Genomic DNA, 15,133 nt, shown 5'->3' with positions numbered 1-15,133 from the left:
GCCCTGCGCACGGAACGGAGTCGGCACTGCGTACAGCGCAGTCTCGGGAAGACAATGGGGCCATGGCACGCGGCAAGCTTCGGATATACCTCGGTTCGGCACCGGGCGTCGGCAAGACGTACGCGATGCTCTCCGAGGCGCACCGCCGCATCGAGCGCGGCACCGACTGCGTGGTCGCCTTCGTGGAACACCACGACCGGCCACGCACCGAGGTGATGCTGCACGGCCTCGAACAGCTGCCCCGCAAGGAGCTCGAGTACCGCGGCACCCTCTTCACCGAGATGGACGTGGACGCCGTCCTGGAGCGGTCACCCGCCGTCGCCCTGGTGGACGAGCTGGCGCACACCAATGTCCCCGGCTCGCGCAACGCCAAGCGCTGGCAGGACGTCGAGGAACTCCTCGCCGCCGGCATCGACGTCGTGTCGACCGTGAACATCCAGCACCTGGAGTCCCTCGGCGACGTCGTCGAGTCGATCACCGGCGTACGCCAGCGCGAGACCGTACCGGACGAGGTGGTGCGCCGCGCGGACCAGATCGAGCTGGTCGACATGTCGCCCGAGGCGCTGCGCCGGCGCATGGCCCACGGCAACATCTACAAGCCCGACCGCATCGACGCATCCCTCTCCAACTACTTCCGCCCCGGCAACCTCACCGCCCTGCGCGAACTCGCGCTCCTCTGGGTCGCCGACCGGGTCGACGAGTACCTCCAGCAGTACCGGGGCGAGCACAACATCCGCTCCACCTGGCAGGCCCGTGAGCGCATCGTCGTCGGCCTCACCGGCGGCCCCGAGGGCCGCACGCTGATCCGCCGCGCCTCCCGGATGGCGGCCAAGGGCTCCGGCAGCGAGATCCTCGCCGTCTACATAGCCCGCAGCGACGGCCTCACCGCGGCCTCGCCCAAGGAGCTGGCCGTCCAGCGGACCCTTGTCGAGGACCTCGGCGGCACCTTCCACCACGTCATCGGCGACGACATACCGGCCGCGCTGCTCGACTTCGCGCGCGGCGTCAACGCCACCCAGATCGTCCTCGGCTCCTCGCGCCGCAAGACCTGGCAGTACATCTTCGGGCCCGGCGTCGGCGCGACCGTGGCCCGCGAATCAGGCCCCGACCTGGACGTCCACATCGTCACGCACGACGAGGTCGCCAAGGGGCGCGGGCTGCCCGTGGCGCGCGGGGCACGGCTCGGCACGTCCCGGATCATCTGGGGCTGGCTGGTGGGCGTCGGCGGCCCCGCGCTCCTCACCCTGCTCCTGACCCATGTCGACGCGGACCTCGGGCTCGCCAACGACATGCTCCTGTTCCTGACGCTCACGGTGGCGGCCGCGCTGCTCGGCGGGCTGCTGCCCGCCCTGGCCTCGGCGGCGTTCGGCTCGCTGCTCCTGAACTACTACTTCACGCCGCCGCTCCATCTGTGGACGATCTCCGACTCCAAGAACATCGTCGCGATCATCGTCTTCGTGGGCGTCGCGATCTCCGTCGCCTCCGTGGTGGACCTCGCCGCACGCCGCACCCACCAGGCCGCCAGGCTGCGCGCCGAGTCGGAGATACTCTCCTTCCTCGCCGGCAGCGTGCTGCGCGGCGAGACGTCCCTCGACGCCCTCCTGGAGCGGGTCCGCGAGACCTTCGGCATGGAGTCCGTGGCCCTCCTGGAGCGCGAGAGCGACGTGGCGCCCTGGACCTCCGCGGGCAGTGTCGGCCCCCAGCCGCTCGGCCGCCCCGAGGACGCGGACGTGGACATGCCCGTCGGGGACCACATGGCGCTCGCGCTCTCCGGCCGGGTGCTGCCCGCCGAGGACCGCAGGGTGCTCGCCGCGTTCGCCGCGCAGGCGGCCGTCGTCCTGGACCGCCAGCGCCTGCAGTCCGAGGCCGACCAGGCCCGCACCCTCGCCGAGGGCAACCGCATCAGGACCGCGCTGCTCGCCGCCGTCAGCCATGACCTGCGTACGCCGCTCGCGGGCATCAAGGCCGCCGTCACCTCCCTGCGCTCCGACGACGTCTCCTGGTCCGAGGAGGACCAGGCCGAGCTCCTGGAGGGCATCGAGGACGGCGCCGACCGCCTGGACCACCTGGTGGGCAACCTCCTGGACATGTCGCGCCTGCAGACCGGCACGGTCACCCCGCTGATCCGCGAGATCGACCTGGACGAGGTCGTCCCGATGGCGCTCGGCGGCGTACCGGACGGCAGCGCGGAACTGGACGTCCCCGAGACGCTGCCCATGGTCGCCGTCGACAAGGGGCTCCTGGAGCGCGCGGTCGCCAACATCGTCGAGAACGCGGTCAAGTACAGCCCCGACGCCGAACCCGTCCTGGTCTCCGCGAGCGCGCTCGGCTCCCGCGTCGAGGTCCGGGTGGTGGACCGGGGCCCCGGCGTCCCGGATGGAGCCAAGGAGCGCATCTTCGAGCCGTTCCAGCGCTACGGTGACGCTCCGCGGGGCGCGGGCGTCGGCCTGGGCCTCGCGGTCGCCCGCGGCTTCGTCGAGTCCATGGGCGGCACGCTCGAGGCCGAGGACACCCCGGGCGGCGGTCTCACCATGGTCCTCACCCTGCGGGCGGCGGCGGACCGGCCGCCGGTCCGCCCGGATCTCTCCCCCCAGGTCACCTCGTGACCCCGAACCAGAAGCCGGAAAGGCAGGTACGCATGACCCGGGTGCTCGTGGTCGACGACGAGCCGCAGATCGTCCGCGCCCTCGTGATCAACCTCAAGGCGCGCAAGTACGAGGTGGACGCCGCACCGGACGGGGCCACCGCGCTCCAGCTCGCCGCCGCACGCCACCCCGACGTGATCCTGCTGGACCTCGGTCTTCCCGACATGGACGGCGTGGAGGTGATCCGGGGGCTGCGCGGCTGGACGCGCGTCCCGATCCTGGTGCTCTCCGCGCGGCACAGCTCGGACGAGAAGGTGGAGGCCCTCGACGCGGGGGCCGACGACTACGTGACCAAGCCGTTCGGCATGGACGAGCTGCTGGCCCGCCTCCGCGCCTCCATCCGCCGGGCCGAGCCGGTCGGCGCGGGCGAGGACGACGTGATGGTGGACACGGAGGACTTCACGGTCGACCTGGCCGCCAAGAAGGTCAACCGGGACGGCCGCGACGTACGCCTGACGCCCACCGAGTGGCATCTGCTGGAGGTCCTGGTGCGCAACACGGGACGGCTGGTCAGCCAGAAGCAGCTGCTCCAGGAGGTGTGGGGGCCCTCGTACGGCACGGAGACGAACTACCTGCGCGTCTACATGGCCCAGCTCCGCCGCAAGCTGGAGGCGGACCCGGCGCATCCGCGGCACTTCATCACGGAGCCGGGGATGGGTTACAGGTTCGAGCGATGAGTCAAGGGTCGGACCGGGACTGAGCGGGCATAAGCACAGATGAGCGCACCCATTGCGGCGCTGTCGGCGACCCCCGGTACGCTTCCTGTATGAGTGCTGTTCCTGGTTCAGAGAAGCCGGCGGGCCGTTTCCGGCGCATGCTCGACCGGCTGTCCTCCTCCCAGGAGGACCTGGAGTCGGAAGAGCTGCGCGAGGACTCCGCGACGGCTGGATGCACCCGTATCGGAGACTGCAAGGACCGCCAGATAGTGACGGTTACTGGTACCTTGCGCACGGTCACCCTGCGGCCACGCGCCGGGGTCCCGGCCCTGGAGGCGGAGCTCTTCGACGGCTCGGCGGCGCTGGACGTGGTGTGGCTCGGCAGGCGTTCCATCGTGGGGATAGAGCCGGGGCGCAAGCTGATCGCGTCGGGCCGGATCTCGATGAGCCGGGGCCGCCGGGTGCTCTTCAACCCCAAGTACGAACTCAGACCCCTCGGACGGGAGTAGCCGGTGACGTCCCTCGACAAGCCGACGGACCAGGGAGCCACGGATCAGGACGCCGACTCCAGAGCCGTGACCGAGGCCGCGCTCTTCGAGGCCTTCGGCGGCGTCCGGGGCATGGTGGAGACAGTCGTCCCCGGCCTGCTTTTCGTGACGATCTTCACGATCAACAAGGACCTGCACATGTCGGCCATCGCGGCCCTCGCGGTGTCCCTGGTGCTCGTGGCGGTCCGCCTGGTCATGAAGGACACCGTCAAGCACGCCTTCAGCGGCGTCTTCGGTGTGGCCTTCGGCGTGGTCTTCGCGATGATGACCGGCAACGCCAAGGACTTCTATCTGCCGGGCATGCTCTACACCCTTGGCCTCGCCCTCGCCTACATCATCACGACCCTCGCGGGTGTCCCGCTGATCGGCCTGATCCTCGGCCCGGTCTTCAAGGAGAACCTCTCCTGGCGCACCCGCAACCCCGGCCGCAAGAAGGCGTACGCGAAGGCGAGCTGGGCCTGGGGCCTGATCCTGCTCGCCAAGTGCGCGATCCTCTTCCCGCTGTACTGGTGGGCGGACACGACGCAGTTCGGCTGGGTCCTCGTCGCCCTGAAGATCCCGCCCTTCCTGCTCGCCGTCTACCTGACGTGGCTGTTCCTCGCGAAGGCGCCGCCGCCGATCGACGTCTTCGCGGAGATGGAAGCGGCGGAGAAGGCGGAAGAGGAGCGGAAGGCTTCCGCCGGTCAGCACCGCAACGAGGCCTAGCAGCACTCTTCGGTACGTGAATGGGGGCGCCCGGGATATCCCGGGCGCCCCCATTCACGTACCAGAAGCGACTAGCTGGCCGCGTCCTCCCGGCGCACCGACAGCAGGTCCTCCAGCTGCTCCTCGCGGGCCTGGGCCGCCACGAACAGCAGCTCGTCGCCCGCCTCGAGGGAGTCGTCCGCGGTCGGCGCCAGGACGCGCGTGCCGCGGATGATCGTGACCAGGGAGGTGTCCTCGGGCCACTGGACGTCGCCGACCCGCGTGCCCGCGAGGGCGGACTCCGGGGGCAGCGTCAGTTCGACGAGGTTCGCGTCGCCGTGGCTGAAGCGGAGCAGCCGTACGAGATCGCCGACGCTCACCGCCTCCTCGACGAGCGCGGACATCAGGCGCGGCGTGGAGACCGCGACGTCGACGCCCCAGGACTCGTTGAAGAGCCACTCGTTCTTCGGGTTGTTCACGCGGGCGACCACCCGCGGCACCCCGTACTCGGTCTTCGCGAGGAGCGAGACGACCAGGTTCACCTTGTCGTCGCCCGTCGCGGCGATCACGACGTTGCAGCGCTGCAGCGCCGCCTCGTCCAGGGAGGTGATCTCGCAGGCGTCGGCGAGCAGCCACTCGGCCTGCGGGACGCGCTCGACCGAGATGGCGGTCGGCGCCTTGTCGATGAGAAGGACCTCGTGCCCGTTCTCCAGGAGCTCACCGGCGATGGACCGGCCCACCGCGCCCGCTCCGGCAATGGCGACCCTCATCAGTGACCTTCCTCGGGGCCTTCGGCGAACGCCGCTTCGACCTTTTCCACTTCGTCCGAACGCATCATCACGTGCACCAGATCGCCCTCCTGCAGCACCGTCTGGGAGGTCGGCAGCATCGCCTCGCCCAGCCGGGTGAGGAAGGCGACGCGTACGCCCGTGTCCTCCTGGAGGCGGCTGATCTTGTGCCCGATCCAGGAGTCGGAGGCGTGCACCTCGGCGAGCTGTACGCCGCCGGTGGGGTCGCGCCACAGCGGCTCGGCCCCGGAGGGCAGCAGCCTGCGCAGCATCTGGTCGGCGGTCCAGCGGACCGTGGCGACGGTGGGGATGCCCAGGCGCTGGTAGACCTCGGCGCGCCGCGGGTCGTAGATACGGGCCGCCACGTTCTCGATGCCGAACATCTCGCGGGCCACCCGGGCGGCGATGATGTTGGAGTTGTCGCCGCTGCTGACGGCGGCGAAGGCGCCCGCATCCTCGATGCCGGCCTCGCGCAGGGTGTCCTGGTCGAAGCCGATGCCGGTGACGCGGCGGCCGCCGAAGCCGGAGCCCAGGCGGCGGAAGGCGGTGGGGTCCTGGTCGATCACGGCGACCGTGTGCCCCTGTTGTTCCAGGGTCTGCGCGAGAGCGGATCCGACTCTCCCGCAGCCCATGATGACGATGTGCACGCCCGTCCTTCCGGCTGTGTCAATACTTTTTGCTCAGGCTGAACGGTAAAAGCGTCTCAGACCGACGCCCAAGCTACACACGCGCGGTCCGTGCGGGGCACCCCTGTGCACGGGGCGGCTGTCACCGGCGGGTGCTCAGTCGACGCTGCGCAGCAGGCTCTCGACCTTCTCCAGACGGTGGCCGAGCTCGACGAGCTGCAGCCGGTTCGCCTCCTGCTCGGACCTGGCGCGCTCGACGGCCTCGCGGTAGCCCTGCATGGCCTCCGCGTACTGCCGGTCGCGCTCGCGGTTGCGCTGCGACTGGAAGTAGGCGACGGCGACGACCGCACCCGCGAGTATCAGGAAGAAAGCGACCGGGATGATCACGTCGTCCATCAGGACCCCTCTGTTGAGTTCTCGTGCTCCGCGTCCTGCCGGGTGTCCTGCCGGGCGGCCGCGAGGATCGTCTGGAGGTTCAGCCGCACGTCGAACGGGGCCAGCTCGAAGTACTTGAGCGCCTTGCCGTCGTCGGAGAGTGCCAGGTGGCCGACGACGAGGCCGGCCTTCTCCAGGCGTTCGAGGTGCATGTAGAGCAGGGGACGGGACACGCCGAGCCGCCGCGCCAGTTCGCTGACGTACAGCCGGCCCTCGGCGAGCTCGGTGATGATCCGGATGCGCTGCGCATGGCCGACCGCGGCAAGGAAGGCGAGCAGCTCTTCGCTGTCCATGGCCCGCCTTCGCGCTGGTCCCGAAACCTGTCAGCCAAGACTTACGCATGGCGGGATCGGCTGTCAAACCCCGATCCGTCCCCCATTTTTCGCTGCCTCGTCCTCATCCCTATGACAGTTGACGGTTCCTTCCGTCACCTGTCAGTCTCCACTTACACATGACGGAGTTGATGTTGAGGGGGTTGGTCATGAGGAAGCGATCGGTCACGGTGCGCGTGGCCCGATGGAGCGCGCTGCACCCATGGCGCGCGGTCATCGGCTGGCTGGTGTTCGTCGTGCTGTGCCTCGGCGCGGGCATGGCCGCCGGCATGAACAGCGCGACCGCGGAGGACTTCCGCGTCGGCGAGGCGGGCCGGGCCGAGCAGCTGGCGACCGAGGGCGGAGTCCCGCTGCGGTCCACGGAACATGTGCTGATCCGCGCCGAGTCGGGCGCGCTGGACAAGGCGGCGGCGGACGCGGCCGTCAAGGACGTCACCGCGCGGATGAAGGCGCTGCCCGAGGTCGCCTCGGTGGCGGCACCGGTCCGCTCCGAGGACGGCGGCGTCCTGCGGGTCAAGGTGGAGCTGCACGGCTCCGAGCAGGAGGACCAGGAGCACGTACCGCCGCTCCAGGAGCAGACTGCCCAGGTCGCGAAGGCCCACCCCGGCCTGGTCGTCGAGGAGACCGGCGACGCCTCCGTGAGCAAGGGCGTCGACGGCCAGCGCGACAAGGACCTGCAGTTCTCCGAGGCGATCACGCTGCCGATCACGCTGATCACGCTGGCCGTGGTCTTCGGCTCGGTCGTCATGGTCGGCGTACCGCTGCTGCTCGCCGTCACCTCGATCATGGCGACGATGGGCCTGGCGATGGTCGCGTCGCATCTGCTGCCGGACACCGGCGTCGGCATGAGCATGATCCTGCTGATCGGCATGGCCGTCGGCGTCGACTACACGCTCTTCTATCTCAAGCGCGAGCGCGAGGAGCGGGCCCGCGCGGGCGGCCGGCTCACCTCCGAGGCCCTGATCGAGGCCGCCGCCGCGACGGCGGGCCGCGCGATCGTCGTCTCCGGGCTCGCCGTGATCGTCTCCACCACCGCGCTCTACCTCGCCGGTGACGTCATCTTCGACTCCCTCGCCACCGGCACGATCCTGGTCGTCGCCGTGGCCGTGATCAGCTCCGTGACCGTGCTGCCGGCGCTCCTTGTCAAGCTCGGCCGCCGGGCCGAGCGCCGCGCCGCCAAGCGGATCGCACGGGGCAAGTCGGTACGGTCGTACGGGGAAGCGGCGCACGGGGAAGCGGCGTACGGAGATGCGGCGCACGAGGCGGCGGTGTACGGGGAGAAGAAGCCCGGCCGGGTCTGGGACGCGCTGCTCGCGCCCGCCCGCAAGAACCCCGCGCTCACCCTCTGCCTCTCGGTCCTCGTCATGCTGGGCCTCGCGCTCCCCGCGCTGAACCTGAACCTCAAGAACCCGGCGCGGGACAGCTTCTCGCGCGAGATCCCGGAGATGCGGGGGTACGACAGGCTCCTCGAGGCCTTCCCCGAGCAGCGCGTCCGGCATGTCGTGGTGGTCCGGGCGGAGGCCTCGCAGGCGGCCGACGTACGCGAGGCGCTGGGGAAGCTGCGGCGCGAGGCGCAGGCCGACCCGCTCTTCGCGGACACCTCCGGTGCTCCGGTCCTCCGCTCCTCAGAGGACCTGAGGACCACCACCATGGAGCTGAACACCACGCACCCCACGTACTCCAAGAAGGCCGAGGACTCGCTGCGCCACCTGCGCGACGACTATCTCCCCGCGACCGTCGACCGGCTGCCCGGCGTCGAGACCGCCGTCACCGGCGAGGTGCCCCGCGGCATGGACTACGTGGAGCACCAGAACCAGAAGCTGCCGCTCGTCCTCGGCTTCCTGCTCCTGATGACCTTCGCCATGACGGTCTACGCGTTCCGTTCCGTCGTCCTCGGACTCCTCGGCATCGTGCTCAACCTGCTCTCCGCCGCGTCCGCGCTCGGACTGCTCGTCCTGGTCTTCCAGGGCCAGTGGGCCGAGGAACTGCTGTCGTTCGTCTCGCTCGGCGGCATCTCGTCGCGCGTGCCGCTCTTCCTCTTCGTGATCCTCTTCGGGCTCTCGATGGACTATCAGGTCTTCGTGGTCAGCCGGATCCGTGAGGCCGCGCTGAACGGCGTACCCACGAGGCAGGCCGTCCTCCAGGGCATCGCGTCCTCCGCCAAGGTCGTCACCAGCGCCGCGATCGTCATGGTCACCGTCTTCGCGAGCTTCGTGATGCTGCACATCCTGGAGATGAAGCAGATGGGCTTCGTGCTCGCGGTGGCCGTGCTGCTCGACGCGTTCGTGATCCGCGTCATGATCCTGCCCGCGGCGCTGCTGCTCCTCGGCCGCGCCACCTGGTGGCCGTCGCGTGCGATCCGGCGTGCGGAGACGCTCGCGGCCCAGCGGTACGGGGCGTCGACGGCCGCCGATCAGCGCCCGTTCCCCGCGCCGGTCCCCGGGCACGCCTCCGGGCAGGGGGTGGCTCATCGTGGCTAACCGGAGCAGTTAGGGGGTGGTGGGTGGGCGGGCACCCATTCGAACGCTTACGATCCTCTGCGTGTCCAAACTGACCGACGTGCCCAAACGGATCCTCATCGGGCGCGCACTGCGCAGCGACCGGCTCGGAGAAACTCTCCTCCCGAAGCGCATCGCTCTCCCCGTGTTCGCGTCCGATCCGCTCTCCTCCGTGGCCTATGCGCCGGGAGAGGTGCTCCTCGTCCTCTCCATCGCGGGTGTGTCGGCGTACCACTTCAGTCCCTGGATCGCCGTCGCGGTCGTCGTGCTGATGTTCACGGTCGTCGCGTCGTACCGCCAGAACGTGCACGCCTACCCGAGCGGTGGCGGCGACTACGAAGTCGCCAACACCAACCTCGGCCCCAAGGCCGGACTCACCGTCGCCAGCGCGCTGCTGGTCGACTACGTCCTGACCGTGGCGGTGTCGATCTCCTCGGGCATCGAGAACCTGGGCTCGGCGATCCCGTTCGTCGTCGAGCACAAGGTGCTCTGCGCGGTCATCGTCATCGTGTTGCTCACGCTGATGAACCTGCGCGGGGTGAAGGAGTCGGGCAAGCTCTTCGCCATCCCGACCTATGTCTTCGTGGCCGGCGTCTTCATCATGATCGCGTGGGGTGCCTTCCGGGGCATCGTCCTCGGCGACACGATGAAGGCGCCCACCGCGGACTTCGAGATCAAGCCCGAACACCAGGGCCTCGCCGGTTTCGCGCTCGTCTTCCTTCTCCTGCGGGCCTTCTCCTCCGGCTGTGCGGCGCTCACCGGCGTCGAGGCGATCAGCAACGGCGTCCCGGCCTTCCGCAAGCCGAAGTCCAAGAACGCCGCCACGACGCTCGCGCTCATGGGCGGTCTCGCGGTCACCATGTTCTGCGGCATCATCGGCCTCGCCATGGCGACCGACGTCAAGATGGCCGAGAACCCCGCGCACGACCTGATCGACAAGGGCGTCGCGGTCGGCGGCGACTACGTCCAGAACCCGGTGATCTCCCAGGTCGCCGAGGCCGTCTTCGGCAACGGCAGCTTCCTGTTCATCGTGCTCGCCGCGGCCACCGCGCTGGTCCTCTTCCTCGCGGCCAACACGGCGTACAACGGCTTCCCGCTGCTCGGCTCGATCCTCGCGCAGGACCGCTATCTGCCGCGCCAGCTGCACACCCGCGGCGACCGCCTCGCCTTCTCCAACGGCATCGTGCTGCTGGCCGGCGCGGCCGCGCTCCTGGTCTTCGTCTACGGAGCCGACTCGACCCGGCTGATCCAGCTCTACATCGTCGGCGTCTTCGTCTCCTTCACGCTCAGTCAGATCGGCATGGTCCGGCACTGGAACCGCCATCTGCGCACCGAGAAGGACGCCAACAAGCGCCGCCGCATGATCCGCTCCCGGGCGATCAACACCTTCGGCGCCTTCTTCACGGGCCTGGTCCTGGTCGTCGTACTCGTCACGAAGTTCACGCACGGCGCCTGGGTCGCGCTGCTCGGCATGTGCATCTTCTACGCGACGATGTCGGCGATCCGCCGCCACTACGACCGCGTGGCCGAGGAGATCGCCGCTCCGGAGACGCCCACCGACGACAGCGTGCGCCCCTCGCGGGTCCACTCCATCGTCCTGGTCTCCAAGATCCACCGCCCGACGCTGCGGGCCCTCGCGTACGCGAAGCTGATGCGCTCGGACACCCTGGAGGCGCTCAGCATCAACGTCGACCCGGCGGAGACCAAGGCGCTCAAGGCCGAGTGGGAGAAGCGCGGCATCACGGTGCCGCTGAAGATCCTCGACTCGCCCTACCGCGAGATCACCCGGCCGATCATCGACTACGTGAAGAACCTGCGCCGCGACAGCCCGCGCGACGCGGTCAGCGTGATCATCCCCGAGTACGTGGTCGGCCACTGGTACGAGCATCTGCTGCACAACCAGAGCGCCCTTCGCCTCAAGGGCCGCCTGCTCTTCACGCCGGGCGTGATGGTCACGTCGGTCCCCTACCAGCTGGAGTCCTCCGAGGCCGCGAAGAAGCGGGCCCGCAAGCGGTCCGAGTGGAACGCGCCGGGTTCGGTGCGGCGGGGCCCGGTGGAGAAGCGGGCAAAGGAACCGACGAACAAGAGCTGACGGGCAAGAGCTGACGTCACCCTCCGGACCGTTGGCGAGCGGCCGGGCGACACCCACGTAGACTGGTGGGCTGTTGTCCGGCCGTTGCGCTGTCCTTGTGCCGTCCGATCCCCTTTTACGTTGTGGAGTCACCCCGCCATGCAGGCAGAACCGAAGAACTCGCAGGCTGGGGACGCGTCGAGGGGCGCGTCGGGGGAGGAGTCCCTGGTCGGCCGGGAGTACGAGGTCGAGGTCGGCCCCGTCGCCCACGGCGGCCACTGCGTCGCCCGCACGGCAGAGGGCCGGGTCCTTTTCGTCCGCCACACGCTGCCCGGCGAGAAGGTCGTCGCCCGCGTGACGGAGGGCGGCGAGGACTCCCGCTTCCTGCGCGCGGACGCGGTGACGATCCTGGAGGCGTCCAAGGACCGCGTCGAGGCGCCGTGCCCGTACGCCGGTCCCGGCCGCTGCGGCGGCTGCGACTGGCAGCACGCGAAGCCGGGCGCGCAGCGCCGCCTCAAGGGCGAGGTCATCGCGGAGCAGCTTTCGCGCCTCGCGGGCCTGACCCCGGAGGAGGCCGGCTGGGACGGCACGGTCATGCCGGCGGAGGGCGACAAGCTCCCGCCGGGCGAGGTCCCGCAGTGGCGTACGCGTGTCCAGTACGCGATCGACCCCGACGGCAACGCGGGCCTGCGCCGCCACCGCTCGCACGAGGTCGAGCCGATCGAGCACTGCATGATCGCGGCGCCGGGCGTCACTGAGCTGGGCATCGAGAAGCAGGACTGGTCCGGCATGGCGTCGGTGGAGGCGATCGCGGCGACGGGATCCCAGGACCGCCAGGTGATCCTGGAACCGAAGCCGGGCGCGCGGCTCCCCCTGGTCGAGCTGGACAAGCCGGTCTCGGTGATGCGGGTGGAGGAGAAGGACGGCGGCATCCACCGCGTCCACGGCCGCCCCTTCGTCCGAGAGCGCGCCGACGGCCGCACCTACCGCGTGGGCAGCGGCGGCTTCTGGCAGGTCCACCCGAAGGCGGCGGAGACCCTGATGCTCGCCGTCATGCAGGGCCTGACGCCCCGTAAGGGCGACACGGCGCTGGACCTCTACTGCGGGGTGGGCCTGTTCGCGGGCGCCATCGCGGACCGGGTCGGCGAGAAGGGCGCGGTACTCGGCATCGAGTCGGGCAAGCGAGCGGTGGAGGACGCGCGCCACAACCTCGCCTCCTTCGACCGCGTCCGCATCGAACAGGGCAAGGTCGAGTCGACGCTGCCGCGCACGGGCATCACGGAGGTGGACCTCATCGTCCTGGACCCGCCCCGCGCGGGCGCGGGCAAGCAGACGGTGCGTCACCTGACGGGTCTTGGGGCGCGGAGGATCGCTTACGTGGCATGCGATCCGGCGGCGCTGGCACGGGACTTGGGGTATTTCCGGGAGGGCGGGTACAAGGTGCGGACGCTGCGGGCGTTTGATCTGTTCCCGATGACTCATCATGTGGAGTGCGTGGCGATTCTGGAGCCTGCCGAGAAGGGGCGGTGACCTTCGGTTTCGTCGGGTGTGCATGATGTGCGCTGTGCGCTGTGGGCGATACGGGCGATGTCTTGACGCACGAGCGACGCGCGAGCGACGCGCGTGACGCACGTATGACGCGCGTTCGACGCATTTCCTGATGGAGTGTCAGGCGCGGGTTCCCGCAGGTGGCGATGTGTCAGGTGCGGTCCTCGGGAGGCGCCGCTTCATCGGCGTGCATGCCTTCGAGGTCGTACGCGACAAGCGACAGGGTCATCAGATGGTGCTCGGTGTGGTGACGAGTGTGACTTCGGTGGCCTTGACGCTGGTGAACACGGCAGTGCCGTCGGCGAGGCCGAGTTCGGCGGCGGCCTGTGGGGTGATTTCGGCGACGAGGTCGGGTCCCTTGTCGCCGGTGACGAGGACGCGCAGGCGGCTGCCGGCCGCGGTGATCTCGCGAACTGTGCCGGGCCAGACATTGCGGGGGCTTCCCTCGGGATGCGTCCGGTGCAGGGAGACCGCCTCGGGGGCGATGATCGCGAGTGCGTCCACGCCCTCCGCGACGACCAGATGGCCGCCGTCGGAGAGGGCCAGTGTGCCGCTCGCAGTGCCGGTTCCCGACAGGGCGTTGCGGCCGAGCATCCGCGCCACCCAAGGCGAGCGGGGGTGGCGGGATACCTCGGCGGGCGGAGCGTCCTGCAAGGTGCGGCCGTTGGCGAGAACGAGGACGCGGTCCGCCAGCGACACCGCTTCGACGGGGTCGTGGGTGACGATCAGGCAGACGCCGCCGAACCCTGCGAGGTGGGTGCGAAGGGTATGGCGTACGTGCGCGCGGGTGGTCTGGTCGAGGGCCGCGAGCGGCTCGTCGAGCAGCAGGAGGCGAGGGCTGGGGGCCAGCGCCCGGGCGAGCGCGACGCGTTGGGCCTGGCCGCCGGAGAGCTGGGACGGCTTGCGGTGTGCGAGATGGCCGACGCCGAGCCGGTCCAGCCACTGCCGTGCGCGTCGGCGAGCGTCACCACGCGGCACACCATGGGCGCGCAGCCCGTACGCGGTGTTGGACAGGGCACTCAGGTGCGGAAACAGGGCGCCGTCCTGGGGGACCCAGGCGACGCCGCGCTTGTGAGGAGGCAGCGCGGTGACGTCCGTCTCGCCCAGGCGCAGGTCGGCATGGGCGCGTGGAGTGAGGCCGAGCAGCGCTCGGAGCAGCGTCGTCTTGCCGGCGCCGTTCTCGCCGACGACGGCAATGGTGGTGCCGGGTTCCGCGTCGAGGGTGAGCTGGTTGAACCCGGTGACGTCGGCGTGCAGGGGCCAATGCTCCTGTGGCACAGGAGAGGTGACTGCCGCGGGAGTGCCTCCGGCCTCCGCGACGGGTACTTCTGACGGCCGGGCGTGGGGGCGCGCCGTGCGTTCGGCGGTGCCACCCGTCCAGCGCCCACGCAGTGCGATGAGCACGCCCATGGCGATGACCAGGAGCAGCAAGGATACGGACGTCGCGGCCTCGGGCTGGTCCTGCATCAGCAGGTACACCTGAAGCGGCAAGGTCTGCGTGGCTCCTGGGAGGTTGCCCGCGAAGGTGATCGTGGCACCGAACTCGCCGAGCGCCCTCGCCCACGTGAGGGCTGCTCCGGCGGCGAGTCCGGGGGCGACGATCGGCAGAGTGACGGTGAAGAAGACACGCACCGGGGAGGCACCGAGCGAGGCTGCGGTCTCCTCGTAGGAAGGGCGTAGTCCGGCGAGCGCGCCTTCCAGACTGATCACCAGGAAGGGCATGGCGACGAAGGTTGCCGCGATGACCGCGCCTGCGGTGCTGAAGGGCAGCACGACGCCGAAGGTGCTCTCCAACCAGGGCCCGAGCAGTCCGCGCCGCCCGAATCCGAGCAGGAGCGCGACACCGCCCACGGTCGGCGGCAGGACCATCGGCAGCAGCACAAGCGAGCGCACAAGTGCCTTGCCGGGGAAGGCGACCCGGGCGAGCAGCCAGGCCAGTGGCACACCGAGTACCAGGGACAGGCCCAGTGCCCAGAAGGAGACGTACAGCGACAGCTTGAGCGCCTCGGTGGTGCCGGGACTGGACAGATGACTGCCGAGCTGGCCCCAGTTGGTGCGGGCGAGGATGCCGATCAGGGGCAGCAGCAGGAACGCGATGGCGAGCAGCGCGGGCACCGCCAGGGCCACGGGCGTACGGGTGCCCGGGCGCCGGGTCTTCCGGGTGCTCGGTGTGCGGGCGATCTTCATCGGGTTCCTGCCGGAGGTGCGGGTCGGGTCGCGTCGTACGGGCAACGGGTTCAGGGGGTCGTGTCCGTCCTCCCGCGCCGGACACGACCCCCCGCCGTGCGGCGGTCGTACGGGC

The 15,133-nt window shown here is 70.1% G+C and carries 12 protein-coding genes; 7 read left to right on the top strand and 5 right to left on the bottom strand.

Annotated features, from left to right (window positions below; translation table 11 throughout):
* Positions 1-62: 62 nt before the first annotated feature.
* The 4 genes from ACIBKX_RS30450 to ACIBKX_RS30435 all read left to right on the top strand — a co-directional run bounded on the left by ACIBKX_RS30450 (position 63) and on the right by ACIBKX_RS30435 (position 4,554).
* Positions 63-2,606 carry a sensor histidine kinase KdpD gene (locus ACIBKX_RS30450; protein ID WP_363277086.1) on the top strand — a complete coding sequence of 848 codons (2,544 nt, stop codon included), beginning with the start codon at positions 63-65 and terminating at the stop codon, positions 2,604-2,606.
* Positions 2,607-2,638: 32 nt separating this feature from the next.
* Positions 2,639-3,322, top strand: a complete 684-nt coding sequence (locus ACIBKX_RS30445; protein WP_363277087.1) for a response regulator — start codon at positions 2,639-2,641, stop codon at positions 3,320-3,322.
* An 89-nt stretch (positions 3,323-3,411) separates the two neighbouring features.
* The gene (locus ACIBKX_RS30440) at positions 3,412-3,810 is read left to right on the top strand and encodes an OB-fold nucleic acid binding domain-containing protein (RefSeq protein WP_363277088.1); all 399 of its coding nucleotides are present in this window, start codon (positions 3,412-3,414) and stop codon (positions 3,808-3,810) included.
* Positions 3,811-3,813: 3 nt separating this feature from the next.
* Complete coding sequence (locus tag ACIBKX_RS30435) at positions 3,814-4,554, top strand: DUF3159 domain-containing protein (RefSeq protein ID WP_363277089.1); 741 nt, start codon at positions 3,814-3,816, stop codon at positions 4,552-4,554.
* A gap of 71 nt (positions 4,555-4,625) precedes the next feature.
* Here the strand turns inward: ACIBKX_RS30435 and ACIBKX_RS30430 are convergent, their stop codons facing one another.
* The 4 genes from ACIBKX_RS30430 to ACIBKX_RS30415 all read right to left on the bottom strand — a co-directional run bounded on the left by ACIBKX_RS30430 (position 4,626) and on the right by ACIBKX_RS30415 (position 6,675).
* Positions 4,626-5,303 carry a TrkA family potassium uptake protein gene (locus tag ACIBKX_RS30430; RefSeq protein WP_363277090.1) on the bottom strand — a complete coding sequence of 226 codons (678 nt, stop codon included), beginning with the start codon at positions 5,301-5,303 and terminating at the stop codon, positions 4,626-4,628.
* The gene (locus tag ACIBKX_RS30425) at positions 5,303-5,968 is read right to left on the bottom strand and encodes a TrkA family potassium uptake protein (protein ID WP_363277091.1); all 666 of its coding nucleotides are present in this window, start codon (positions 5,966-5,968) and stop codon (positions 5,303-5,305) included. Before ACIBKX_RS30425 ends, ACIBKX_RS30430 begins: the two co-directional genes overlap by 1 nt.
* A 135-nt stretch (positions 5,969-6,103) precedes the next feature.
* The gene (locus ACIBKX_RS30420) at positions 6,104-6,343 is read right to left on the bottom strand and encodes a hypothetical protein (RefSeq protein WP_363277092.1); all 240 of its coding nucleotides are present in this window, start codon (positions 6,341-6,343) and stop codon (positions 6,104-6,106) included.
* Complete coding sequence (locus tag ACIBKX_RS30415) at positions 6,343-6,675, bottom strand: winged helix-turn-helix domain-containing protein (RefSeq protein ID WP_363277093.1); 333 nt, start codon at positions 6,673-6,675, stop codon at positions 6,343-6,345. The genes ACIBKX_RS30420 and ACIBKX_RS30415 overlap by 1 nt, the downstream gene beginning before the upstream one ends.
* A gap of 188 nt (positions 6,676-6,863) precedes the next feature.
* On the opposite strand from ACIBKX_RS30415, the gene ACIBKX_RS30410 reads away from it, so the two are divergent.
* The 3 genes from ACIBKX_RS30410 (at position 6,864) to ACIBKX_RS30400 (ending at position 12,813) form a co-directional block, all read left to right on the top strand.
* Positions 6,864-9,194, top strand: coding sequence for an MMPL family transporter (locus tag ACIBKX_RS30410; RefSeq protein WP_363277094.1), 2,331 nt, complete (start codon positions 6,864-6,866; stop codon positions 9,192-9,194).
* 61 nt (positions 9,195-9,255) lie between these two features.
* Complete coding sequence (locus tag ACIBKX_RS30405; protein WP_363277095.1) at positions 9,256-11,304, top strand: APC family permease; 2,049 nt, start codon at positions 9,256-9,258, stop codon at positions 11,302-11,304.
* Between the two features lie 138 nt (positions 11,305-11,442).
* Positions 11,443-12,813 (top strand): class I SAM-dependent RNA methyltransferase, encoded by a 1,371-nt coding sequence (locus ACIBKX_RS30400; RefSeq protein ID WP_363277096.1) that lies wholly within the window; start codon positions 11,443-11,445, stop codon positions 12,811-12,813.
* Positions 12,814-13,059: 246 nt separating this feature from the next.
* Here ACIBKX_RS30400 and ACIBKX_RS30395 read toward each other — a convergent pair whose 3' ends face one another.
* Entirely contained in the window at positions 13,060-15,018 is a 1,959-nt protein-coding gene (locus ACIBKX_RS30395; protein WP_363277119.1) for an ABC transporter permease, read from the bottom strand.
* Positions 15,019-15,133 lie beyond the last annotated feature (115 nt).

The sequence above is a fragment of the Streptomyces sp. NPDC050658 genome (assembly GCF_044457025.1).
GTDB lineage: Bacteria > Actinomycetota > Actinomycetes > Streptomycetales > Streptomycetaceae > Streptomyces.
Note: the sequence above shows the minus strand (reverse complement) of the source record. Positions and strands in the feature narration are given on the sequence as shown.

Bases quoted from the DNA above. Each gene is read 5' to 3' on its own strand.
- ACIBKX_RS30445 (WP_363277087.1), top strand. From the start codon at position 2,639: ATGACCCGGGTGCTCGTGGTCGACGACGAGCCGCAGATCGTCCGCGCC.
- ACIBKX_RS30450 (WP_363277086.1), top strand. From the start codon at position 63: ATGGCACGCGGCAAGCTTCGGATATACCTCGGTTCGGCACCGGGCGTC.
- ACIBKX_RS30440 (WP_363277088.1), top strand. From the start codon at position 3,412: ATGAGTGCTGTTCCTGGTTCAGAGAAGCCGGCGGGCCGTTTCCGGCGC.
- ACIBKX_RS30420 (WP_363277092.1), bottom strand. From the start codon at position 6,343: ATGGACGACGTGATCATCCCGGTCGCTTTCTTCCTGATACTCGCGGGT.
- ACIBKX_RS30395 (WP_363277119.1), bottom strand. From the start codon at position 15,018: ATGAAGATCGCCCGCACACCGAGCACCCGGAAGACCCGGCGCCCGGGC.
- ACIBKX_RS30400 (WP_363277096.1), top strand. From the start codon at position 11,443: ATGCAGGCAGAACCGAAGAACTCGCAGGCTGGGGACGCGTCGAGGGGC.
- ACIBKX_RS30410 (WP_363277094.1), top strand. From the start codon at position 6,864: ATGAGGAAGCGATCGGTCACGGTGCGCGTGGCCCGATGGAGCGCGCTG.
- ACIBKX_RS30430 (WP_363277090.1), bottom strand. From the start codon at position 5,303: ATGAGGGTCGCCATTGCCGGAGCGGGCGCGGTGGGCCGGTCCATCGCC.
- ACIBKX_RS30415 (WP_363277093.1), bottom strand. From the start codon at position 6,675: ATGGACAGCGAAGAGCTGCTCGCCTTCCTTGCCGCGGTCGGCCATGCG.